General features: G+C 66.0%; 23 protein-coding genes and 2 pseudogenes. 7 read left to right on the forward strand and 18 right to left on the reverse strand.

What is annotated here, in order from left to right; translation table 11 throughout:
• Nucleotides 1–154: 154 nt before the first annotated feature.
• The 5 genes and pseudogenes from ABD022_RS07135 to ABD022_RS07155 form a co-directional block, all read right to left on the reverse strand.
• Nucleotides 155–391: pseudogene (locus ABD022_RS07135) on the reverse strand (transposase); the annotation flags it as partial.
• A 153-nt stretch (nucleotides 392–544) separates the two neighbouring features.
• Nucleotides 545–1435, reverse strand: a complete 891-nt coding sequence (locus tag ABD022_RS07140) for a flagellin N-terminal helical domain-containing protein (protein WP_343820664.1) — start codon at nucleotides 1433–1435, stop codon at nucleotides 545–547.
• Nucleotides 1436–1697: 262 nt separating this feature from the next.
• Nucleotides 1698–1888 (reverse strand): annotated as a pseudogene (locus ABD022_RS07145) (IS3 family transposase); the annotation flags it as partial.
• 16 nt (nucleotides 1889–1904) lie between these two features.
• Nucleotides 1905–2273 carry a hypothetical protein gene (locus ABD022_RS07150; RefSeq protein WP_343820666.1) on the reverse strand — a complete coding sequence of 123 codons (369 nt, stop codon included), beginning with the start codon at nucleotides 2271–2273 and terminating at the stop codon, nucleotides 1905–1907.
• Nucleotides 2270–2584: a DUF1153 domain-containing protein gene (locus tag ABD022_RS07155; RefSeq protein WP_343820667.1), complete on the reverse strand. Its 315-nt coding sequence runs from the start codon at nucleotides 2582–2584 to the stop codon at nucleotides 2270–2272. Before ABD022_RS07155 ends, ABD022_RS07150 begins: the two co-directional genes overlap by 4 nt.
• A 171-nt stretch (nucleotides 2585–2755) precedes the next feature.
• Here ABD022_RS07155 and ABD022_RS07160 point away from each other — a divergent pair, with 171 nt between their 5' ends.
• Nucleotides 2756–3856 (forward strand): NAD(P)-dependent alcohol dehydrogenase, encoded by a 1101-nt coding sequence (locus ABD022_RS07160; RefSeq protein ID WP_343820668.1) that lies wholly within the window; start codon nucleotides 2756–2758, stop codon nucleotides 3854–3856.
• Here the strand turns inward: ABD022_RS07160 and ABD022_RS07165 are convergent.
• From ABD022_RS07165 to ABD022_RS07190, 6 genes are all read right to left on the reverse strand, one after another.
• Complete coding sequence (locus ABD022_RS07165) at nucleotides 3843–4256, reverse strand: YchJ family protein (RefSeq protein ID WP_343820670.1); 414 nt, start codon at nucleotides 4254–4256, stop codon at nucleotides 3843–3845. The genes ABD022_RS07160 and ABD022_RS07165 overlap by 14 nt on opposite strands.
• A 26-nt stretch (nucleotides 4257–4282) precedes the next feature.
• Entirely contained in the window at nucleotides 4283–4966 is a 684-nt protein-coding gene (locus ABD022_RS07170; RefSeq protein ID WP_343820672.1) for an ABC transporter permease, read from the reverse strand.
• A complete protein-coding gene (locus tag ABD022_RS07175; protein WP_325124605.1) occupies nucleotides 4963–5679 on the reverse strand; it encodes an ABC transporter permease in 717 nt (238 codons plus the stop codon). Before ABD022_RS07175 ends, ABD022_RS07170 begins: the two co-directional genes overlap by 4 nt.
• 100 nt (nucleotides 5680–5779) lie before the next feature.
• Entirely contained in the window at nucleotides 5780–6598 is an 819-nt protein-coding gene (locus ABD022_RS07180) for a transporter substrate-binding domain-containing protein (protein ID WP_325124606.1), read from the reverse strand.
• Nucleotides 6599–6717: 119 nt separating this feature from the next.
• Nucleotides 6718–8082 carry a TrkH family potassium uptake protein gene (locus ABD022_RS07185; protein WP_343820674.1) on the reverse strand — a complete coding sequence of 455 codons (1365 nt, stop codon included), beginning with the start codon at nucleotides 8080–8082 and terminating at the stop codon, nucleotides 6718–6720.
• Between the two features lie 18 nt (nucleotides 8083–8100).
• Entirely contained in the window at nucleotides 8101–8757 is a 657-nt protein-coding gene (locus ABD022_RS07190) for a potassium channel family protein (protein ID WP_325124608.1), read from the reverse strand.
• A 166-nt stretch (nucleotides 8758–8923) separates the two neighbouring features.
• On the opposite strand from ABD022_RS07190, the gene ABD022_RS07195 reads away from it, so the two are divergent.
• Nucleotides 8924–9922, forward strand: a complete 999-nt coding sequence (locus ABD022_RS07195; RefSeq protein ID WP_325124609.1) for an alkene reductase — start codon at nucleotides 8924–8926, stop codon at nucleotides 9920–9922.
• Between the two features lie 6 nt (nucleotides 9923–9928).
• On the opposite strand, the gene ABD022_RS07200 is transcribed toward ABD022_RS07195, so the two are convergent.
• Together ABD022_RS07200 and ABD022_RS07205 are read right to left on the reverse strand one after the other, a co-directional pair.
• A complete protein-coding gene (locus ABD022_RS07200) occupies nucleotides 9929–10384 on the reverse strand; it encodes a GatB/YqeY domain-containing protein (protein ID WP_325124610.1) in 456 nt (151 codons plus the stop codon).
• A 66-nt stretch (nucleotides 10385–10450) separates the two neighbouring features.
• Nucleotides 10451–11230, reverse strand: coding sequence for an NRDE family protein (locus ABD022_RS07205; protein WP_343820676.1), 780 nt, complete (start codon nucleotides 11228–11230; stop codon nucleotides 10451–10453).
• Nucleotides 11231–11412: 182 nt separating this feature from the next.
• Here ABD022_RS07205 and ABD022_RS07210 point away from each other — a divergent pair, with 182 nt between their 5' ends.
• The 4 genes from ABD022_RS07210 (at nucleotide 11413) to fabB (ending at nucleotide 15280) form a co-directional block, all read left to right on the forward strand.
• Nucleotides 11413–13017: a methyl-accepting chemotaxis protein gene (locus tag ABD022_RS07210; protein WP_343820678.1), complete on the forward strand. Its 1605-nt coding sequence runs from the start codon at nucleotides 11413–11415 to the stop codon at nucleotides 13015–13017.
• Nucleotides 13014–13466, forward strand: a complete 453-nt coding sequence (locus tag ABD022_RS07215) for a flagellar protein FlhE (RefSeq protein WP_343820679.1) — start codon at nucleotides 13014–13016, stop codon at nucleotides 13464–13466. The genes ABD022_RS07210 and ABD022_RS07215 overlap by 4 nt, the downstream gene beginning before the upstream one ends.
• 72 nt (nucleotides 13467–13538) lie before the next feature.
• Nucleotides 13539–14051, forward strand: a complete 513-nt coding sequence (gene fabA / locus ABD022_RS07220) for a 3-hydroxyacyl-[acyl-carrier-protein] dehydratase FabA (RefSeq protein ID WP_325124614.1) — start codon at nucleotides 13539–13541, stop codon at nucleotides 14049–14051.
• Nucleotides 14052–14062: 11 nt separating this feature from the next.
• On the forward strand, nucleotides 14063–15280 hold the full coding sequence (gene fabB, locus ABD022_RS07225; protein ID WP_325124615.1) for a beta-ketoacyl-ACP synthase I: 1218 nt from the start codon (nucleotides 14063–14065) through the stop codon (nucleotides 15278–15280).
• 107 nt (nucleotides 15281–15387) lie between these two features.
• Here the strand turns inward: fabB and ABD022_RS07230 are convergent, their stop codons facing one another.
• Nucleotides 15388–16671, reverse strand: a complete 1284-nt coding sequence (locus ABD022_RS07230; protein ID WP_325124616.1) for a CynX/NimT family MFS transporter — start codon at nucleotides 16669–16671, stop codon at nucleotides 15388–15390.
• The gene (locus ABD022_RS07235) at nucleotides 16668–17885 is read right to left on the reverse strand and encodes an MFS transporter (protein ID WP_325124617.1); all 1218 of its coding nucleotides are present in this window, start codon (nucleotides 17883–17885) and stop codon (nucleotides 16668–16670) included. The genes ABD022_RS07230 and ABD022_RS07235 overlap by 4 nt, the downstream gene beginning before the upstream one ends.
• 184 nt (nucleotides 17886–18069) lie before the next feature.
• On the opposite strand from ABD022_RS07235, the gene ABD022_RS07240 reads away from it, so the two are divergent.
• A complete protein-coding gene (locus ABD022_RS07240) occupies nucleotides 18070–18957 on the forward strand; it encodes an urea transporter (RefSeq protein ID WP_343820681.1) in 888 nt (295 codons plus the stop codon).
• Here the strand turns inward: ABD022_RS07240 and ABD022_RS07245 are convergent.
• The 3 genes from ABD022_RS07245 to ABD022_RS07255 are packed head-to-tail and all read right to left on the reverse strand — an operon-like array spanning nucleotide 18939 to nucleotide 21887.
• Nucleotides 18939–20636, reverse strand: coding sequence for a cbb3-type cytochrome c oxidase subunit I (locus tag ABD022_RS07245; protein WP_343820683.1), 1698 nt, complete (start codon nucleotides 20634–20636; stop codon nucleotides 18939–18941). The two genes, ABD022_RS07240 and ABD022_RS07245, sit on opposite strands and share 19 nt — an antisense overlap.
• A 13-nt stretch (nucleotides 20637–20649) precedes the next feature.
• Complete coding sequence (locus ABD022_RS07250; protein ID WP_325124620.1) at nucleotides 20650–21630, reverse strand: c-type cytochrome; 981 nt, start codon at nucleotides 21628–21630, stop codon at nucleotides 20650–20652.
• Nucleotides 21627–21887 carry a hypothetical protein gene (locus ABD022_RS07255; protein ID WP_325124621.1) on the reverse strand — a complete coding sequence of 87 codons (261 nt, stop codon included), beginning with the start codon at nucleotides 21885–21887 and terminating at the stop codon, nucleotides 21627–21629. Before ABD022_RS07255 ends, ABD022_RS07250 begins: the two co-directional genes overlap by 4 nt.
• Between the last annotated feature and the right edge of the window lie 17 nt (nucleotides 21888–21904).

Genomic DNA, 21904 nt, shown 5'->3' on the forward strand with positions numbered 1-21904 from the left:
CTTGCAGCGCCGACTGTGGAACCTGTTTTACTTTAACCAAACAGCCTCCGCGATCCCCGGTGTGATTCAGTCCATCGTTTGATCTCGTCTTCCATCTTCGTACTCATGGTGATTTCCTAAATTATCACCTGAGCAGGTTTTTACTGGGTCATTACAGTTCGGCCTTGAGCTTCTCCTCGACGTACATCTTGCGCAGTCGGGCATTCTCCGCCTCCAGCTCCTTCATCCGCGACATCACCGGCACATCCATGCGGCCGTATTTGGCGCGCCACTTGTAGAACGTCGCGGAGCTGATGCCCAGCTCACGGCACATCTCTGGCACCGTGATGCCGACCTCCACCCGTTTGATCGCGTCCAGGATTTGACTGTCTGTGAATCGTGACTTCTTCAAGCTGTAGAACTCCTCAATGAGGAATCTGACCGCACCGCTTTAATGAGGGGATTACCAACAAGCCATCGTATCAAACAAAAAAGCCACTGGCTTGCGCCAGTGGCTTTTCGTATGCCCGAGACAGTCGAGGCAGCCTCGAACCCACTGTGCGAATTAACGCAGCAGGGACAGCATGGTCTGCGGAACCTGGTTGGCTTGCGCTAGCACGGCGGTACCGGCCTGCTGCAGAATCTGTGCCCGTGTCATGTTAGACACTTCCACCGCGTAGTCGGCGTCTTCAATACGCGAGCGCGAAGCCGACAGATTGGTTATGGTGTTGTTCAGATTGGCGACCGTAGATTCCAAGCGATTCTGGATCACACCCAATTCGCTACGGGCCTTATCGACATTTTCCAACATTTTGTCGACGGTGTTGATGGTCTTCTGAGCATTCTCCACTGCACCAGATCCGGTGCCAGTGACAGTGATAGCAGAAGAAGCATTAAAGCCGGCACCGCTAGCAGCAGAGCCAGTAGTAGTGACACCGTCCAGAAGACCGCCCGAAGTTACGGTAGCATTAAAGGTCTTAATATTGATGACGTCATTGGCAGTCGTATTGGCCCCGACCTGGATCGACAGAGTCCCAGATGCGCTCAGCAACTTGGTTTCATTGAACTTCGCCCCATTGGCAACACGATCAATTTCCGACAGGCGCGCAGCGATTTCATCCTGAATCGATTGGCGGTCGGACGTACCATTCACATCGTTGGCAGCCTGAACAGCCAGTTCGCGAATACGCTGCAAATTATTGTTGATTTCGTTCAGGTTGCCTTCAGCGGTCTGAGCCAGAGAGATACCGTCGTTGGCATTGCGAGCAGCCTGGGTCATGCCTCGCACTTGGGCGGTCATACGGTTGGCAATGGCCTGTCCAGCCGCATCGTCCTTGGCGCTGTTAATGCGCAGGCCCGAGGACAGACGTTGGATCGCAGAACCCAGGGCGGACTGAGACTTGTTCAGATTATTCTGAGAGACCAGAGAGAGGTAGTTAGTATTGATAACAGCCATGAGAGACTCCTAAGTTGTTCGGCGGAGATCCGCCCGTGTTGCCCAGGATGACAAACTGAGTGACCTCCTGTTCTGCCCCGTTAACGGAAGGGGACAAAGGAACTTTAGGGCTGTAATCAAGTTTTTTATGTCGACTCGTCCTGGGTTTCGTAGCGTCTTTGCAGTTGAAGCAGTAGCGAGCGTAAGTCGCAAGGTGAGCTTGGCCTGTCGGTCGAACTGCAAATGATGGGCTTGCCCCGTCCCGCCGGACAGGTTGGTTAACCTAAGAAATCGCCGCCTCGAACTGCATGGGGCTGACGTACCCAGCGTTGAGTGCTGGCGTCGTGAGTTGTAGAACCGCTCGATGTAGTCGAACACATCGGCGCGACATTCATCTCTGGATCTGTGGATGCGTCGGCTCAGCCGTTCGGTTTTCAGCGTGGAGAAGAAGCTCTCCATGGGTGTAATGACCCAGCGGAACCTGCGCAGGTCAGGCGGCTAATGCGAAGGCCTCGGCCGGAGTTTTCATGTTCAGTGCCGTGGCCACCGAAGGGAGCGCCTGAATCCGTGGCCTGAAGCCCACGGCGCGCTTTTTGACCTGCCAGCCCTTGAGCTGGAAGATGCGCTGCACTGTGTTCTTGTTGAACCCCAACAGGTGAGCCACCGTCCGGTAGCCAAAGGAGGGCGATTCTTCAATCATAGCCTTGATGGGTTCGGCAAACTGCGGGTCAACCTTGGGCGCGGATTTGGTCGGCTTGTAGTACACCGTGCGCCGGGGGATACCGAACCACTGGCACAGCTTGGAGATCGAGACGGTAAAGCCTTCTTCCTTCAGTCCCTGGCGGATCGTCTCGATCATTTCTCGTCCTCGCTCAACAGGGACTGCAATTTTTTTCTTGCGCGTAGCTCCAGCATCGCCTCGCCGTAGGCCTCTTGCAAGTCCTTGATCTGGCGTTCGTATTGTTCTTTGACGTCCAGCGGATTGGCTCTCAGCGCGTTTTCCATGCCCCGCTTGGCGTCATCGACCCATTTCTCCACTTCGGAGGGTGATAGGTCGTAGGTGCGGCTGGCCTCGGACACCGTGGTTTTGCCCTGAATGATGTCCAGCACCAGCGCGCTTTTGCGCTTGGCCGTCCATCGTTTGATCTCGTCTTCCATCTTCGTACTCATGGTGATTTCCTGAATTATCACCTGAGCAGGTTTTTACTGGGTCATTACATCCACGCAAAAAGGATTCCCATGACCTGGCGCAAACACCAGCCCTTGGCCAACCGATACGATGAAACCATCGCCTGCGGGCCGGCAAGCCATTGACCCGCATCTCATCCAAGGAGAACGCCGATGGTTGCCACCATGAAAGCCGCCGTATTCGTCGAACCCGGCCGTATCGAACTGACCGACAAGCCCATTCCCGATGTCGGTCCCAACGATGCGTTGGTCCGCATCACCACGACCACGATCTGCGGCACCGACATCCACATCCTCAAGGGCGAATATCCGGTCGCCCCAGGCCTCACGGTCGGCCACGAGCCCGTGGGCGTCATCGAAAAGCTCGGCAGCGCAGTCACCGGCTACCAGGAAGGGCAGCGTGTGATCGCCGGGGCAATCTGTCCGAACTTCGGCTCCTACGCCGCCCAGGATGGCGTGCCATCGCAGGACGGCAGCTACCTGATCCCTTCGGGACGCTGCGGCTGCCATGGCTACAAGGCCACCGCCGGATGGCGTTTCGGCAATTTGATCGACGGCACCCAGGCGGAATACGTGCTGGTGCCGGACGCGCAGGCCAATCTCGCGCCGATTCCGGACGGCCTGACCGATGAGCAGGTGCTGATGTGCCCGGACATCATGTCCACAGGCTTCAAGGGGGCGGAAAACGCCCACATCCGCCTGGGTGACACGGTGGTCGTCTTTGCACAAGGCCCCATCGGCCTGTGCGCAACCGCCGGGGCTCGCTTGCTGGGAGCGACCACCATCATCGCGGTGGACGGCAATGCGCACCGCCTGGGTATTTCGCGCAGGCTGGGGGCCGATATCTCCCTGGATTTCAATACCTGCGACGTGGTCGACGAAGTGATGCGGCTCACGGGCGGGCGCGGCGCCGATTCGGCCATCGAGGCGCTCGGCACGCAGACCACGTTCGAGCAGGCTCTGCGCTGCCTCAAACCGGGCGGGACCTTGTCCAGCCTGGGGGTGTATTCCCAGGACCTGAGGATTCCGCTCGATGCCTTCGCCGCCGGCCTGGGCGACCATCGCATCAATACGGCCTTGTGCCCCGGCGGCAAGGAACGCATGCGCCGCCTGATGAATGTGATTGCAGCCGAGCGCCTGGACCTGGGCGTGCTGGTCACCCACCACTACAAGCTGGACGACATCGTTGCGGCCTACGATCTGTTTGCCCACCAGCGCGACGGCGTGCTGAAGATCGCCATCAAGCCGGTCTGACTGGCTCCTGCCCATCCACGTACACCCAGATCCCGTCCAGCCGCGTGAAGCGGCTGGTCTCGTGGATCCGGGTGGCGCGCCCGTGGACGCGCACCCGCGCGATGAATTCCACGATTTCGGTGTCGGCGTCCAGGCGGACATGGCGGCGCACTTCCAGTCCCAGCCAGCGCGTGCCCGGTTCGTTGGGGTCCAGGGTGGCGGGACGTGTGTCGGGGTGCCAGGTCTGCAGCAGGTAGTCCAGTTCATCCAGCACGTAGGCGCTGTAGCGTGAGCGCATCAGGGCTTGGGCGTCGGGCGCCCGCAGGCGCAGGGGGCCGTGATGCCAGCGGCCGCAGCAGTCGGCGTAGGCGGCCGGAAGGCCGCAGGGGCAGGCGGCGGGGAGGGTGGGGGCGCGTTTCATCGTGGCGGGATGGCGGGTCGCGGCTTCTATTCCCCCGACCGGATCCCCAGCCCGCGCTCCACCAGCCAGGCGCAGCCCAGCAAGGTCACGTTGATGGCCAGGTACAGGATGCCGGCGATGATGAAGGTCTCGACGATCAGGTAGCTCTGGCTCATCAGGCGCCGGGCGAAGCCGGTCAGTTCCATGACGGCGATGGTGGAGGCCAGGCTGGTGCCCTTGATGGCCAGCACCAGTTCGTTGCTGTAGGCCGGGAAGGCCTGGCGGATGGCCAGGGGAAAGCGGATGCGGCGGAAGATCTGCAGGCGGCTCATGCCGCAGGACGCGGCGGCGTCCAGCTGGCCGGCCGGCACGGATTGCAGTCCGCCGCGGATCGCTTCGCTCATGTAGGCGCCGCTGTTCAGGGCGATGGCCAGGATGGCGCAGCGCGCGCCGTCGGAAAACAGCCACCACAGGGCGGGCTGGTCGCGCACGGATTCCAGGGTGCCGATGCCGTAGTACAGCAGGAACAGCTGGATCAGCAGCGGCGTGCCGCGAAAAACGGTGCTGTAGGCAAAGGCGGTGCCCGACACCAGCGGGTGGCGCGTAGTGCGCATCAGCGCTGCGCCCAGGCCCAGCAGTGAGGCGAACAGGATGGAGAACAGGCCGATGCGCAGGGTGATCCAGAAGCCCTCGATCAGGACGGGTACGGCGTGCTCGAACAGCTCGATCATCGTCCGGCCCCCCGCATGCCACGCCCGAAATGGCGCTCGGCCCAGACGAACAGCCCCTGGCTGCAGGCCCCGATCAGGAAATACAGGATGCCGGCCATCAGGTACAGGATCAGGGGTGCGCGCGTGGCGGCCGAGCCCAGCACCGCGGCGCGCATCAGTTCGACCAGCCCCACCAGGGACACCAGTGCGGTGTCTTTCAGGGCGGCCTGCCAGACGTTGTTGGCACCGGGCAGCGCATACCAGAACAGTTGCGGCAGGGTGATGCGCCGCAGGCACTGGCGGCGGTCCATGCCGATGGCGCGGGCGGCTTCGAGCTGGCCGGGGTCGATGGCCTTGAAGGCGCCGCGAAAGACTTCCACGCTGTAGGACCCTGAAATCAGGGCGATGGCCAGGATGCCGACCAGCATGGGAAAGACAGTGCTCATCAGATCGTCCCATTCCAGCCAGTCGGCCAGGTCGGCGGCGGGCTGCACCGTACCGAAGAACAGCAGGTAGATGATGAGCAGTTCCGGCACGCTGCGCACGATCAGGGTGTACAGGGCGACGAGCGCGCGCGCCGGCCGGCTGGCGCCGGTCTTGGCGGCAGCGCCGGCGATGCCGATCGCCATGCCCAGGCTGATGCCGCACACGCTGATGAAGACGGTCATGGCCGCGCCGCGCAGCAGCATGGCGCCCCAGCCGGCGCTCAGGATGTCGTGCAGGGTCTGGATCATGAAATCAATGGAAAACCCCGAGGCGGCACCGGCGTGCGGTGGCCGGCTGCCCCGGGGAAATGGCGCCGGCGCCCGGAGGCACCGGCGGTGTCGTCAGGCATTACTTCTGGCAGGCGGCGTAGTTGGACAGGTCGACGCCGAACCACTTGACGCTGGAGGACTTGATGGTGCCGTCGGCGATCAGTTCGCACAGCGCCTTGTCGACCTTGGCCTTCAGCTCGGTGTTCTTCTGGTTGATGCCGGCCCCGATGCCCAGGCCCAGGATTTCCGGGTCGGCGCTGCTCTTGACCACGGCGTCGGCCAGGGCGAACTTACCCTTGCCGGTGGTGTCCAGGAACTGGCTTTGCGGGGTAACTTCGGAGAAGGTCGCGTCCAGGCGGCCGGCCGACAGGTCCATTTGCATCTGGTCCTGGGTCTCGTAGGTCTTGAGCTTCAGGTCGGGGGCGTATTTCTGCAGGAAGGCGCCCTGGGTGGTGCCGCTTTGCACGCCCACGGTCTTGCCGGCCAGCCCGGCCATCAGGGCCTTGGAATCGGCGGCCTTCAGCAGGGCGTCGCCCTTGGGCAGCACGAAGGCGGAATCCTCGGTGGCGTAGGGGATGCTGAAGGAGATGACCTTGGCGCGTTCGGCGGTGACGGACATGCCCGAGATCACCAGGTCGAAGCGCTCGGCCTGCAGGGCGGGGATCAGGCTGTCGAAGGCCTGGACCACGAAGCGGCATTTCATGTCGAGCTTCTTGCACAGGGCGTGGCCGACGTCGGCGTCGAAACCGGTGACTTTGCCGCTGGCATCGACCATGCTCCAGGGCGGATAGCCGCCTTCGGTGCCGATTTTCAGGGTGGCGGCCGAGGCCGTGGAGGCCAGGCCTGCGAGGCCGAGGACAGCGCACAGCGCCGCCTGTCGTGCGATGGAAATCACCATGGGCGGGATCCTAATGAAAGGTTGAGACTGAGAAAAAAGTAATAGTAGTACATCGGGCGCCGCGCCGGGGAAGACATGGCCCCGCCCGGGGCCTGCGGGCCGCCTGGATCCGCAGGGTTTCAACCGATCTGAAGCATGGTTTCGGGATATCTCACCCGGCTGCGCCGCTGTGTGCCCAGGCTGTAGACCAGGGTCAGGGGACCCAGGCGCCCGACGAACATCAGCAGCATCAGCACGATCTGGCTGGGCAGGCTCAGGGTGCCGGTCAGGTCGGGGCTGATGCCGGTGGTGCTGAAGGCCGACATGACCTCCATGACCACGGCGATGAAGGGCAGGTTTTCGAACAGGCTGACCAGGAAGATGCCCAGGCACACCAGCAGGCCCGACACCATCATCAGGGCCAGGGCCTTGTGGATGGTTTCGGGAGCGATGGTGCGGTGCATCAACACGACTTCCCTGCGCTGCAGGATGTAGGCCCGGACCACCGCCAGCAGGACGATGAAGGTGGCGAGCTTGATGCCGCTGGCCGTGGACAGCGAGCCGCCGCCGATGAACATCAGCCCTGTGAGCAGGAATCGCGAGCTGTCGTACAGTTGGTCGACGTCCACGCTGGCGAAGCCGGCCGTGCGTGCCGCGACGACCTGGGTCCAGGCGGCCAGGCCCTGGCCGGCGGCCGGCAATGCGCCCAGGGTATGGGGGTTGCGCGCCTCGATCAGCCAGAACAGCGCGAAGCCGGCCAGGTTCAGGACCAGGGTGCCGATCAGCATCAGCCGCGTGTAGTAGGCCAGCGTGGCCCAGCTGCGCTTCTGCTGGATGTCGGCCAGCACGCTGAAGCCCAGCCCCCCCAGGATCACGCAACCGGTGATCACGAAGGTGGTGACCGGGTCTTCGGTGAATTTGACCATGCTGCCCGCAAAGAGCGACAGGCCGGCGTTGTTGAAGGCCGATACGGCGTGGAATCCGGCCAGCAAGAAGGCGTGGCCCAGGCTGTCGTGGCGCCACCACCATAGGGTCAGGATCAGGATGGCGGCGCCTTCGATCGCCAGGGAAAACTTCAGCACCGTCAGCGCCGTCTGCCGGATGCGGGTGACGCTGGTCTGGTTGAAGGCCTCCAGCGCCAGGGCCTGGTATTTCAGGCTGACGCGCTTGCCCAGCGTCAGGGTGGCAATGATGGCAAAGGTCACGAAGCCGATGCCGCCCACCTGCACCAGGGCCAGCAGCACGGCCTGGCCGAAGAAACTCAGGTCGTGGGCGGGGTCGATCAGCATCAGGCCGGTCACGGTGACGGCGGATGTGGCGGTGAACAGCGCCTCGAAGACGCCAAAAGGGTGGCGCTGCGCGATCGGCAGGGACAGCAGCGCGGTCCCGATCAGGATCAGCACGAGAAAGCTGCCGGCCAGGACCGCTGGCGGGCTGGCCTGCAGCTGGCCGGTGCGGCGCACCTGGCGGTAGGCTTGCAGCGGATGGATGTTGAAACGAGCCATGCGTGCGGGGGTGGAGGGTCAGCTCAGTTTCGGAGCGGCGTTCTTCAGTTCGTGCAGCGGGCCGAACAGGATCAGCGTGTCCTTGGTGCGCACCACGAACTGGTCGGTGGGATGCACGGTGGTTTCTCCCTTGCGCTTGACGGCCAGGGCATGGATGGCTCCCGGGGGATCGGTTGTCAGGGCGTCGCCCAGGGTGCGGCCGTCGAGCTGGGCGCTGGCCTCGATCTCGACTACAAAATCGCCGTTGCCCAGCGAGATGTAGTCATTGACCATGGGGTAGCTGAGCACCTGGGCGATGCGGATCCCCATTTCTTCCTCGGGATGGATGATGCGGCTGGCGCCCAGTTTGGCCAGGATCAGGTGGTGCGCGCGTGAGGAGGCCTTGACCCAGAGTTCCTTCACGCCCAGCGATTTCAGGTGCACGGTGCAGACCAGGCTGGCCTGCAGGTCTTCGCCGATCGCGACCAGGACCACGTCGTATTCGCCCAGGCCCAGCTCAGCCAGGGTGTCGCGGTCGGTCACGTCTGCGATGGCCGCGCGAGTCAGGCGATCGGCCATCTGGTCGACCACCCGGCCGTCGGCGTCCACGCCCAGGACCGAATGGCCCAGCCGCATCAGTTCCAGCGAGGTGGCGCTGCCGAAGCGTCCCAGGCCGATGACGGCGAATTGTCCCATGGTGCTCCTTCGTGCAGTTCCGGTTGGCGTCTCGGCCATGGTCAGGAACTGGAAAATCTGGTAAAAACCCTGATGGATTTTTGTGCGAATTTAATATCTGGATGGTGCGTTGCAGCAAATTACGACAGGGAATGCGCTGAACCAGCCCCGCTTTTTCCCGCATGATATGACAAGTTTGTTCGATCCGGTCAGGCTGGGGGAAATCGAGCTGCCCAATCGCATCATCATGGCGCCTGCGTCGGGTGCGTGGCCCGCGCAGCGCCGCGTGCCCGACGACGGCATGCGCGCCTACTATGCGCGGCGGGCAGATGCGGGCCTGATCCTGGCAGGTCCCGCCTCGGTGTCGCCGCTGGGGATCGGTCACCCGGATACGCCGGGTATCTGGAATTCGGCGCAGGCCCAGGGCTGGCGTGCGGTCACGGATGCCGTGCATCGGCGCGGCGGGCGCATCGCCCTGCAGCTGTGGCATGCCGGCCGGGTGTCGGATCCCGAATACTTGTCGGGAGAAATGCCCGTGGCGCCCAGCGCCATTGCTTGCGGCCGGGGGCCGTGCCCGCAGGCCGGGGGGTTCGTCGTGCCGCGCTGCCTCAGGCTCGACGAGATCCGGCGCGTGATTGCGGATTTCGAGCAGGCGGCCCGCCAAGCCTGGCTGGCCGAGTTCGACGGGGTGGAGGTGCATGCCGGAGACGGCTACCTGATCGACCAGTTCCTGCACGATGGTTCCAACGGACGCCAGGACGATTACGGCGGCTCGGTGTGCAAGCGCAGCCGCTTCCTGCTGGAAATCGTCGACGCCTGCATCGGCATCTGGGGAGCAGGGCGCGTCGGGGTGCACCTGTCGCCGCGCGGTGACCGCTACGACATGCGGGATTCGGATCCGGCGTCCCTGTACCTGCATGTGGCGCGCGAACTGGGCCGGCGGCGCATCGCCTTTATCTGTGTGCGCGAACACGAAGGTGCGGATGCGCTGACCCCGCTGATCCGCGATGCCTTCAGCGGCGCGGTGGTGCTGAGCGAGGGTTACGATCCCGATTCCGCGCTGCGCGCCATCCAGGCGGAACGCGGCGAGGCCGTCGCATTCGGCCGGGCATTCGTGCGCACACCCGACCTGGTCCGGCAGATCCGGGACGGCCTGCCCCTGGCGCCGGAGGCGGCCGCCGGCTGAGGCCGGCTATAGCCGGGCGCGGACCTGGGCCGATACCGCGGACATATCGGCGCGGCCGGCCAGAGCCTTTTTCAGCTGCCCCATGACGGCGCCCATGGCGGCGCCGCCCTGCAGGCCTTGCGCGGCGGCCTGGGCAAGGGCCGCATCGATGGCGGCGGCGATTTCCTCGGGCGAGGCCCCCTGGGGCAGGAATTCCTTCAGGATGTCCAGTTCGGCGCGCTCCTGGGCGGCGCTTTCGGCACGGCCGGCGGATTCGAATGCCGCGATGGACTCGCGGCGCTGCTTGACCTGCTTTTCGATGATGGCCAGGATCGCCGCATCGTCGGGTTCGACACGCTCGTCCACTGCTTTCTGCTTGATGGCGGCCTGCAAGAGCCGCAGCGTGCCCAGGCGGGTGCTGTCGTGCGCACGCATGGCGGCTTTGACGGCGTCGGTGATCTGGCTGGCGAGCCCGGTGCTCATGGCGATTTCCTGTAAGGCGTGAAAAGCGGCATTTTAGCGCGCGGCCATGCCGTCGCTGCCCGTTTCCTATGCTTGCGGATCCCGCAGGCGCCAGTCGTGGCGCTCGTCCGGGCGTCCGCCCGCGTCGTAGCCCAGCTCGCTGAAGAATGTCAGGCCATCGGTGCTTCTCGCCAGCACTGTCGAGCAGCGGGTGCCGTAGTCCGGGCTGATGATGAAGGGGCTGCTCAGCAGGCGCTCGCGTTCCGGCGCCAGGCCGGTGTCGGGCAGCAGCGCATCGTCGGCCGGGGTTGTGTCGCGCAACCGTTCGAACACTTGTTCGGGTTCCCGCGACCAGGCGGCCGGCGGCAGGGTGTCCAGCGCGGCGCGCAGCCGCGCGGCCTTGGGCCAGGGCGTATCGAGCAGGTGGTTCGACAGCACGTAGCGTCCGGGCTCCAGGCGGCGAGGCGTGCGCGCGGCATCCCGGTTGCCCAGGTACCAGGCCTGGCGCGCATCGCCGACGATCAGGTTGAAGCCCGCCCAGTCGTCCGCCCGGGCTGCGATGGCTGCGATCCAGGCTTCCGGGGCGCTTGCGCCAAGCAGGAAATCGCTGACCAGCAGGCCGCGCGAAGGCGCGCCGGGCCGCACGGGCCGCCCCGGCTCCCGGTAGTTGGTCAGCAGGGCGTAGCGGCCATCCGCGGTTGCGCCCATCCAGGTGCCGCCGCCTTGCAGGTCGCGTCCGGCAATCAGGTGCGGGGCTTCTGGCCAGGGTCCGGCCGCCCGGGCCGGACGGTCGTGGAATTCGTCCCGGTTGGCGGCGATCAGCAGGGGCCAGCCGGGGGCCCCGAGGGAAAGGTAGGCGATGCACATGGGCGTGGGTCAGACGGACAGGAATCCCTGGATATGGCCTTTTTTCCGCAGCTTGGGCGAAATCCTTCAATCGTATACTGTTTTTGCGACCGCGACGGGATCCGCTGGCGGCCGCCCCCGGGAAGATTCGCGGGCGCAGCTGTGTTGTGGGTCACGATGATAGGTATGGGGGAAAATACATCATGTCACGGTCACTGCAGGCCTGGACGCGTTCGACTGCGTTCAAATTTGCCTTGTTCACTCTGGCGGCGATCGTCGGCATCGTCGTGCTGACGATGTCTCTGCTGTGGATGGAGCGCGGCGCCCTGTTGCAGGAGCGCCAGATCGGCGCGCGCCAGACCGTCGAAACGGCCTACGGGGTGATCGCCTATTACCACCATCAGGCGGAAACCGGTGTCCTGCCCGAAGCCCAGGCGAAACAGCAGGCCATGGATGCCATTCGCGGCATGCGCTATAGCGGCCAGGAATATTTCTGGATCAACGACATGACGCCGCGGATGGTGATGCATCCGATCAAGCCCGAACTCGAAGGCAAGGAACTGGGGGGCATGAAGGATCCCGACGGCCTGCGGCTGTTCGTGGCCTTCGTGGATACGGTCAAGGCCAGCCCGACGCATGACGGCTATGTGTTCTACCTGTGGCCCAAGCCGGGCGTGGAACGGCCCGTGCAAAAGGTCTCCTACGTGAAGGAATTTACGCCCTGGGGCTGGATCCTGGGCTCGGGCGTGTACCTTGACACCGTCGATGCGGTCGTCTGGGGTCAGGCCGGCGGATTTGCCCTGGCGGCGGCCATCCTGGCGCTCATCCTCCTGGTCGTGGGCACGGCCCTGTCGCGCCGGCTGGTGCGGCAGCTGGGAGGCGAGCCCGATGCCGTCATCCGGATTGCCGACCGCATGTCGCAGGGCGACTTGCGCGTGGACATCCCAGTGCGCCCGGGGGACAGGGCCAGCCTGATGCACGCGATGCGGCTCATGCGCGACGGCATTGCCCAGGCGGTGGCCCAGGTTCACCAGGGCACCGAGTGGATCGGCCGGTCCGTGGAGAAGATCGTGCACGGCAACCTGGACCTGTCTTCGCGCACCGAAGAGCAGGCCGCCTCGCTGCAGGAAACTGCCGCCAGCATGGAACAGCTCACCAGCACGGTAAGCCACAATGCCGCCAATGCCCAGCAGGCCAACACGCTTGCGGCGACCGCTTCCGAGGTCGCTTCGCAGGGTGGGCGGACCGTGTCGCAGGTGGTCGAGACCATGAGCGAGGTCAATGCGTCCACGCGCCAGATGTCCGACATCGTCGGCGTCATCGACAGCATTGCCTTCCAGACGAACATCCTGGCCTTGAATGCGGCGGTGGAAGCCGCCCGCGCCGGCGAGCAGGGCAAGGGCTTCGCCGTGGTGGCTTCCGAGGTCCGGGCGCTGGCACAGCGGTCTTCCAACGCCGCCCGGGAAATCCGCGACCTGATCGACGATACCGTGCGCAAGATCCAGTCCGGGGCCGAGCTGGCCGATGGCGCCGGCCAGACCATGACCGAGGTGGTCGTCAGCGTGAAGCGGGTGGCCGACATCATGTCGGAAATCACGCTGGCCAGCCGGGAACAGGCGTCCGGCATCGAGCAGATCAACCAGGCCATCAGCCAGATGGACCAGGTGACCCAGCAGAACGCGGCACTGGTGGTCGAGGCGGGCGCAGCCGCCCAGTCCCTGAACGACCAGATGAATGGCCTGAACCGCGCCGTTGGCGTCTTTCAGCTGAGCGGGCCGGGTGCGGCGCCCGCCTTGCCGCAGGCATGACACATGCAGGCCAGGGATCGCGCGGTGTAGCGGCGGCGATGGCCGCCGCGCTGGCCCTGGCCGCCGGTGCGGTTCAGGCCGGCAACGGCCGGGCCTGGACCCTGGACCGGGTCAGCCAGGGGCTGCAGGCGCAGGGCAGGGCGGTGACGGTGGTTTACGAGCCCGGCCCGCGGGATGCCGCAGTGCCTGCGTCCGCCCGCATCATCCAGGTCTATGCCTCGCGTGACTACGACAGCACGGCCCATGTTTCCACCCGGCTGTGCTGGGGATCCGAGCAGGGCCCGTGCGTGCCGCTGGAAGGCCGCAGCGTCGAGACACATGCCTTCGACGGCCGCGCGGCGCGCGGGCCGCTGCTGCTGGTGCATCGGGTCGAAGGCTGGGGCAGCGACCATCCTCCGGTGTTCGTCCGGGGCACCGTGACGGTGTGGTTCAGCCTCGGGTTATACTAGTCAGCTTACCTGATTTACAGGGTGCCTTGCGCCCGAAATGGCCGCCGAGCCGGGAATCTCTGACGGAAAAACATGCAAAAGAACAGCTATAGCTACGAAGAACTGCTGGCGTGCGGGCGCGGGGAACTTTTTGGTCCCGGCAATGCCCAGCTGCCCCTGCCCCCCATGCTGATGCTCGACCGGATCACGCACATCGACGACAAGGGCGGCGCGCACGACAAGGGCCAGATCGTGGCCGAGCTCGACATCCGTCCCGACCTGTGGTTCTTCGGCTGCCATTTCCAGGGCGATCCGGTCATGCCCGGCTGCCTGGGGCTGGATGCCATGTGGCAGCTGGTCGGTTTCTTCCTGGGCTGCTGCGGCGGCCAGGGACGGGGCCGCGCGCTGGGCGTGGGCGAAGTCAAATTCACCGGCCAGGTCCTGCCCACCGGCAAGCTGGTCCGCTATACCATCGACATGAAGCGCGTCATGATGCGCAAGCTGGTGATGGGGATCGCCGATGCGCGCATGGAAGTCGACGGCCACGAAATCTACGTGGCCCACGACCTGCGCGTGGGTCTGTTCACCCGCACGGACAATTTCTAGGAGGTTCGATCATGCGTCGTGTCGTCGTCACCGGCATGGGTATCGTGTCCAGCCTGGGCAACAACCAGACCGAGGTTCTCGACAGCCTGCGCCATGGGCGCTCCGGCATCACGTTCCAGCCGGAATACGCGGAACAGGGCCTGCGCTCGCATGTGGCGGGTTCGGTGCGCCTGGACGCGCTCGACCGGATCGACCGCAAGCTCGGCCGCTTCATGGCCAACGGCCATGCCTATGCCTGGCTGGCCATGCAGGAAGCCATCGAGGACGCCGGCCTGACGCCGGATCTGGTCTCCAACCCGCGCACCGGTCTGATCGTCGGTGCGGGGGGCGCTTCGCATTCCTCCATCAACGACGGCATCCAGACCCTGCATGAAAAAGGCGTGCGCCGCGTCGGCCCCTACATGGTCACCAAGGCCATGGCCAGCGGCGTGTCGGCGTGCCTGGCCACCGGTGCCCAGATCAAGGGCGTGAACTATTCCATCAGCTCGGCCTGCTCCACCAGCGCGCATTGCATCGGCAATGCGGTCGAGCAGATCCAGCTGGGCAAGCAGGACATCGTCTTCGCCGGCGGCGCCGAAGAAGAGCACTGGTCCCTGTCCTTCATGTTCGATGCCATGGGAGCGCTGTCCACGCGCTACAACGATGCACCCGAACGCGCCTCGCGCACCTATGACGCCGATCGCGACGGTTTCGTCATCTCGGGCGGCGGCGGCATCCTGGTGGTCGAGGAATACGAGCACGCCAAGGCGCGCGGCGCGCGGATCCTGGCCGAGATCGTCGGCTACGGCGCCACGTCCGACGGCTACGACATGGTGGCACCGTCCGGCGAAGGCGCGGCCCGCTGCATGCGCCAGGCGCTGCAGGGTGTGAACACCCGCGTGGACTACATCAACACGCACGGCACCAGCACGCCGGTGGGCGACGTCAAGGAACTCGAGGCCATCCGCGAGGTCTTCGGCGACGACCAGCCCTGGATCGCCTCGACCAAGTCCCTGTCGGGCCACGCGCTGGGCGCGGCGGGCGTGAACGAGGCCGTCTACACCCTGCTGATGATGAAGCACGGCTTCGTTGCGGCATCGGCCAATATCGACACCCTGGATCCGGCGGCCGAAGGCATGAACGTGCTGCGCGAAACCTTGCCGCAGGCCCGCATCGAAACCGCGCTGTCGAACAGTTTCGGCTTTGGCGGCACCAACGCGACCTTGGTGTTCTCGCGCGCGGGGCTCTGATTCCGCCTGCCCTGGGCAGGCTCCTGCACCGCTCTCCGAATGGCCCGCCACGCATTTGCGCGGCGGGCCATTTCCATTTCAGCGATCTGTCGTTTCGGCGTGCCGGCTCAGTCCGCCTGCTTGCCGGGCGCGGCCGGGCCTGTGGCATGGCAGGGGCTGGCGGCGGGATTTCGAGACACCGGGGCCGCGTCCTCCGCCCGGATGGCCGAGGCGCGCACCAGCGCATTGCGGCCCGCGAGCCAGCCGGCCAGGGCTGTGCTCAGGCCGAGCCCGGCCAGCAGTGTGGTCGAGGACCGGAAATTGCCGGCCCAGTCGTGCAGAATCCCGATCAGCAGGGGTGCGCAGGCAGCCAGGATGTAGCCGGTGGTCTGCGACATGCTGGAAAGATGGGCGGCCACGTGCGCATCCCCGGAACGCAGCACGATCAGCATCACGGCCAGGGCGAATAGTCCTCCCTGACCGATGCCCTGTGCCACGGCCAGCGGCCAGATGGCCCAGCGCGGTCCCACGATCATGCCGATGAGGGCGAGGGCGGCCATTGCCGACAGCAGGACGGCGAGACCGCGCTGGTCCCGGCATCGTGCCGCCGCCATGGGCACCAGCAGGCAGGCGGCGACCTGCACCAGGATCGACAGCGAGGTCACCAGGCCGGCTTCGGTGCCGTCCAGGCCGCGGTCGCGCAGCATCGGCGCCATCCAGCCCAGCACGCAATAGGCCAGCGCCGACTGCAGTCCCATGAACAGGGTGACGGCCCAGGCCAGGCCGTCGCGGCGCAGGCCCCGGACCGGCAGGATGTGGCGCCCCGCTGTAGTCCGGCCGGATGTGCGCAGGGCGATCGGGGCCCAGGCCGCCATCGCGGCCACGCCCGGAATGGCCCAGAGCGCCAGGCCGAGATCCCAGCGGCCGCCCAGGGCCTGGGTGACCGGCAGCGTGACGGCGGCCGCCAGGGCCGCACCCCCGACGAGGCTCATGGTGTACAGGCCGGTCATCAGGGCCGCGCGATCGGGAAAATCCCGTTTCACCAGGCTGGGTAGAAGCACATTGCCCAGCGCGATGCCGGCGCCGGCCAGGCCGGTGCCCAGGAACAGGCCCGCGGTGCCCAGGATGCCGCGCAGGGCCGTGCCGGCAGCGATCAGCGCCAGCACCAGCAGCAGGGTGCGCTCGATGCCGGTGCGCTGGGCCAGGCGGGGCGCAAAGGGGGCGAACAGCCCCATGCACAGCACGGGCAGGGTGGTCAGGTAGCCGGCCTGGGCGCCGCTCAGTCCCAACGCCTGGGTCAGTTCGGGCAGCAGGATGGCCGTACTGGGAAAGAGCGGGCGCAGGTTCGCCGCCAGCAGCAACAGGCTGGCCGCCGTCAGCCAGGCGGCTGTGCGGGAAGCGGGGGCCTTCATGCGGAACGGCGCCGCGTATCCGGCAGGAAGAAGGCCGCCAGGCCCAGCAGGGGCAGGAAGGCGCACAGGTGGTAGACGAAGGCGATGCTGGTGGCGTCGGCCAGCCGGCCGAGCGCGGCGGCGCCGATTCCGCCCATGCCGAAGGCCAGGCCGAAGAACAGGCCCGAGACCGTACCGGTCTTGCCGGGCATGAGTTCCTGTGCATAGACGACGATCGCCGGGAAGGCCGAGGCGATCATGAACCCGGCGCAGAACACAAGGATCAGGGTCCAGTGCAGGTTTGCATAGGGCAGGGCCAGCGAGAACGGCGCCGTGCCCAGGATCGAAGCCCAGATGACGCGCTTGCGGCCGATGCGGTCGCCGATGGGGCCGCCCGCCAGCGTTCCGGCAGCCGCGCCTGCCAGGAACACGAACAGGGCATACTGCGCCTGCTGGATGTCCAGGCCGAAGCGGTCGATCAGGAAAAAGGTGAAGTAGCTGTTCAACCCCGCCAGGTAGAAGTATTTGCTGAAGATGAGCAGCAGCAGGATGAACACGGCGCCGCGCACCTGCCGGGCCGAGAGGCCGTTGTCCGTCTTGCGCAGGGACGAGCGACCGCGCACGCCGGTCAGGTTGGCGGCGTACCAGCGGCTGACGCCCAGCAGGATGCAGATGCCGGCCAGCGCGGCCAGCGATACCCAGGCGACGCTGCCCTGGCCGTGCGGCACGATCAGCAGGGCGGCCAGCAGGGGGCCGATCGAGGAACCGATATTGCCGCCCACCTGGAAGATCGACTGGGCCAGGCCGTGCCGGCCGGCCGAGGCCATGCGCGCCACCCGCGAGGATTCCGGATGGAAGACCGAGGATCCCGCACCCACCAGCGTGGCGGCCAGCACCACCAGGGGAAAGCTCCAGGCCTGCGACAGCAGCAGAAGACCGCAGAATGTGAAGCCCATGCCGATCGGCAGGGAATAGGGCATCGGCCGGCGATCCGTGAGGCGGCCCACCACTGGCTGCAGCAGCGAGGACGAGAACTGGAAGGCCAGCGTGATGATGCCGACCTGGGCGAAACTGAGGTCGAAGCGGCCCTGCAGCACCGGGTAGATCGCCAGCAGCACCGACTGCATCATGTCGTTGAGCAGGTGGGTGATGCTGATGGCGCCCAGGACGGGGAAGGCGACGCCGGGGTCGGACTGGGAGGCGGTAGTCGGCGCCGTGGCAAGCGTGTTTTTCATCGTGGGGGTGTTCCGGGATGCAAGTGTCCCGTCGAGGACGGGCAAGGACACCCAAGGCATTGTACGCCGGTCCCGGCCATGCGCCTGCCGCATGATCCCTATTACGCGCGCGACGTCCGCCCGCCGTACGTCCGCAGTACGATCGCGGCTCGGGTTCTTCGATTCATGTGCCAGGCATTCCACCATGTTCTTGCAGATTCTTGATTCGTCCGGCGTCGCGTTCGGCCGCATGCTGCTGCGCGGAATCGGCCAGGTCTATCTTCTGCCCAGCGCCTGGGCCGGGTTGCTCCTGCTGGGTGCCGCCGCCTGGCAATCCTGGACGCTGGCGGGGGCCTGCCTGCTGGGCGCATCGGCCGGAACCGCATGGGGGTTGTCCGCGGGCGATGTCCCCGGCAGCCGGGCGGGACTGCACGGCTACAACGGCGCACTGACCGGGCTGGGCGTCATGGCCGTGCTGCCGCCAGGACTGCTTGCCTGGTCGCTGGTGGTGCCGCTGGCCTGCCTGTCCGCGTGGATGGCCCATGCGTGGCGGCGCCGATGCGGCCTGCCGCCTTATACGGCGCCGTTCGTCCTGGTGACCTGGCTGCTGATGGCGGTTGCTATCAGCCTGGGCCTGGCCCGGGAAGCGGCAGTTGCGGCTGATGTCGCCGGTGCCGGCTGGATCGGCGCGGTGCAGGGCCTGCTGCGCGGGATCGGTCAGGTGATGTTCCTGGATGATCTCGGGGCGGGCGCGTTGTGCTGGCTGGGACTGGCGTTGGGGTCACCCCGGGCGGCGCTGTCCGCCGGCCTGGCGTCCGCCCTGTGCCTGCTGGTGGCCGGGCTGGCCGGCTTTCCGGCCGATGCGGCTGCGCTGGGTCTGTACGGCTTCAATGCCGTGCTGGCGGCCGAGGCGCTGCGGGCAGTGCGCCCGGGCCGCTGGCTTTGGCCCTGCGCCGCTGTGTTGCTCAGTCTGGGTCTGATGCGCGGCTTCCAGCTGCTCGGGCTGCCGTCCCTGACGGCGCCCTTCCTGTTGGCGACCTGGGTGGTGCGCCAGGCCGCCTTGCACCGGCCGCATCAGGCCCGCGCAGCCTGATCGATGGCCTGATCCATGCCCGGGGCGGCTGTTTCGGGGGCCGGCCGGGCTTCCAGCGAGGCGAGGAAGCGCCAGACGAACAGCAGCGTGATCAGCAGCAGGCCCGGATAGCCCAGCCCGGCCAGGATGTAGGGAATGGTCGGGTCACCCAGGGCAACGGCGTCCAGGTTGAAGCTGAGCAGGCCCAGGGTGATGAATGCGCCGAAGATCCACATGCCCGCCAGCCACAGCCCGGCTTCGGTGCCGTGCAGCGTGCGGTGCCAGCGGCCCGGGTCGGCCGGCCGGAAGGTTTTCCTGGGCTGCGGTGCCCCGCGGGCGCGCAGTCCGAGCGTCAGCAGGTCATAGACCAGCAGGCCCGCGCCTGCGAGGAACACCAGGCCGAAGACCGGCACCAGGACTTTGTAGAACTGCATGGCCGGAAAGACCTGGCCGCCGAACCAGCTCAGCCCCATGGAGCGGTACAGGAACACCTGGATCGTGCCGCCGATCGCGAAGGCAAAGGCGATGCCCAGCATGCCCGCGAAAACCAGCCAGAACGCGATCCGCCCGAGCCGCTGATCGAAATCCTTCACGCCGCGCAGCAGGGGAATCGCATAGTACGCCGACGCGATGCCCAGCATGCCGAAGGTGCCGAACAGCGCCAGGTGGGCATGGCTGGGCGTGACCCAGGTGCCGTGCGACCAGACGTTGGTGAGCGCGAATGTCATGGTGAAGCCCAGGATGCCCGCCCCGACCTGCTCCAGGACCACCGAGCCCAGGATGAAATAGAAGGCCGGCGCGTTTTCCAGCGGGCGGCGGTCCTGGTGCGCGTCCAGGTAGATGTGCCAGAAGCAGAACACCAGGGGCAGCGGTTCCAGGGCGCTGAACAGCGATCCCCAGAATTGCCAGAATTCCGGCGTGCCGATCCAGAAATAGTGGTGGGCGTTGCCGATCAGGCCCGACAGCCACACCATCGCGACCCCCCAGAACACGGCATAGCCCACCGCCTTGACGTCGGCCTTGAACATCAGCACCAGCAGGAAACCGACCAGGCTGATGTGGATGACTTCCCATACGCCTTCCACCCAGTAGTGCACCACGTACCAGCGGAAGTATTCCTGCAGGTCCAGGCGTTCGACGAAGAATACGCCGAACAGCCAGACGAAGGTCAGGGCGCTCACGCCGATCGCCAGCCCCCAGTGGATCTCGTTCCACTCGCGGCGTGCCGGGAATGTGCGCAGCACCACCCAGGCCAGGATGGCAAAGCCGACGAAGATGACGATGTCGGCGGCGCGCCCGGCCTCCAGGTATTCCAGTCCTTCCTGGAGCCAGGGCTGCCCCAGCCACCAGCCGGCCACGCCGCGCGCCGCCAGCGATTGGGTGGCGATGTTCCATAGCGTGACGGCCAGCAGGGCCCAGAACAGGAAGCGGATCAGCCCCGGTGCGGCCAGTTCGCGGCGCGACAGCAGCGGCCCGACGAACAGGATGGTGCCGATGAAGCCCGACAGGATCCAGAGAATGCCGAGGTTGGTGTGCTCGGCGCGCAGGACGTTGAAGTTGAGGATGCCCGAAAGCAGGCGCGGGTCCACGTGCTGCACGGCGATCAGCAGGCCGAACAGGACCTGGAAGCCGAACAGCACCAGCATCAGCAGGAAGAAGCGCAGGCTCAGGCGCTGCGTCTGGTAGTCGATCTTGATCATGTTGGCTTCCTTTTCACAGGCTGTTCAGGTAGGCCACGATGGCCTTCATGTCGGCCTCGTCGATCAGCGCGTCGTAGGATGGCATGACATGCGGCGGGTAGCCCGCGACGATCTGCGCATCGGGCTGGCGGATCGAGCGGGCCAGGTAGGCTTCGTCCGCCGTGACCGTGGTGCCGTCGGCCAGCTGGACCTCGTGACCGGCAAGTTGGCCCCAGCCCGGGCCCACCGTGCGTTTCTGGTCGGTGGCGTGGCAGGCCACGCAGCCCAGGTCGGACACCAGTTGCCGGCCTCGCGCCACGAGATCCTGGGGCTGCGCCCCGGCTGAAGACGGGGCAGGCGAAGAGGCCGCGGCGGCGGTCTGGCCGGCTGCCGCGCCGTTGCCGGCCATGGGCGCCTTCGGGGCCCATGAGGCGGGAACCCGACGGTTCGCGTGCGGTTTCGGCGGCCAGCCTTCGGTGTGCATGGAAGAGGTGTATTTGAGGAAAGCGATCAGCGCCGCGACCTCGTGGGCGTTCAATGGCAGGTTGGGCATCAGGGAATGCTGGCCTGCGCGCTGTTCCAGGCGCTCGGCCGCGCCGGGGTAGCGCTGCAGGTAGGCCTGCAGGTCGTCGGTGCCGGCGTCTTCGCGGATCGCCGGATTCTGCAGCTGGACGCGCACGGCCGCGGATGTGGGCCAGCCGCCCGCCGAGGGCAGGAAGGCGGCCAGCCAGGCGGGGCCGGCCTCGGCGTGGATGCGGGTCAGGTCGGGGCCGAAATAGGCGCCGTTGCCGACGATGGTATGGCAGCCCATGCAGTTGTAGGCCTGGAAGACGCGTTTGCCTTCCACCGCGCTGGCACCGCCGTACTGGATGTCATCGGGCACGACCTGATTGCGGGAAGGCAGGAAGGACCAGGCGGACAGCAGCAGGAAGATCGCCAGCATCAGTGCCAGCACGGCCAGGGCCGAGCGGCGTTTTGCCGTTTCGCGGCAATCGGTTCCGTTCAGGCAGCTCATGACCTGTCCTCCTGTGCCAGGGCGTCCCGGCCAGTTGCCGGGCGAGCCTGTTCGTCGTGCAGGAACAGGGTGCGCAGGCTGCCCAGGAACGTGTAGAACACGTAGACCGCCAGGACATAGCCCACGGCGATGTACAGCCACCACATGGCATGGGATTCGGGCCAGTATTCGAAATCTCGCCAATAGGGCCAGGACAGCAGTACGCTGACCAGGCCGGCCAGGGCCGACAGCACCCCGTCGATGATGCGTTGCGTCATGTCCGTCTTCCCTCCGG

The sequence above is a fragment of the Castellaniella daejeonensis genome (assembly GCF_039523555.1).
Taxonomy (GTDB): domain Bacteria; phylum Pseudomonadota; class Gammaproteobacteria; order Burkholderiales; family Burkholderiaceae_B; genus Castellaniella; species Castellaniella daejeonensis.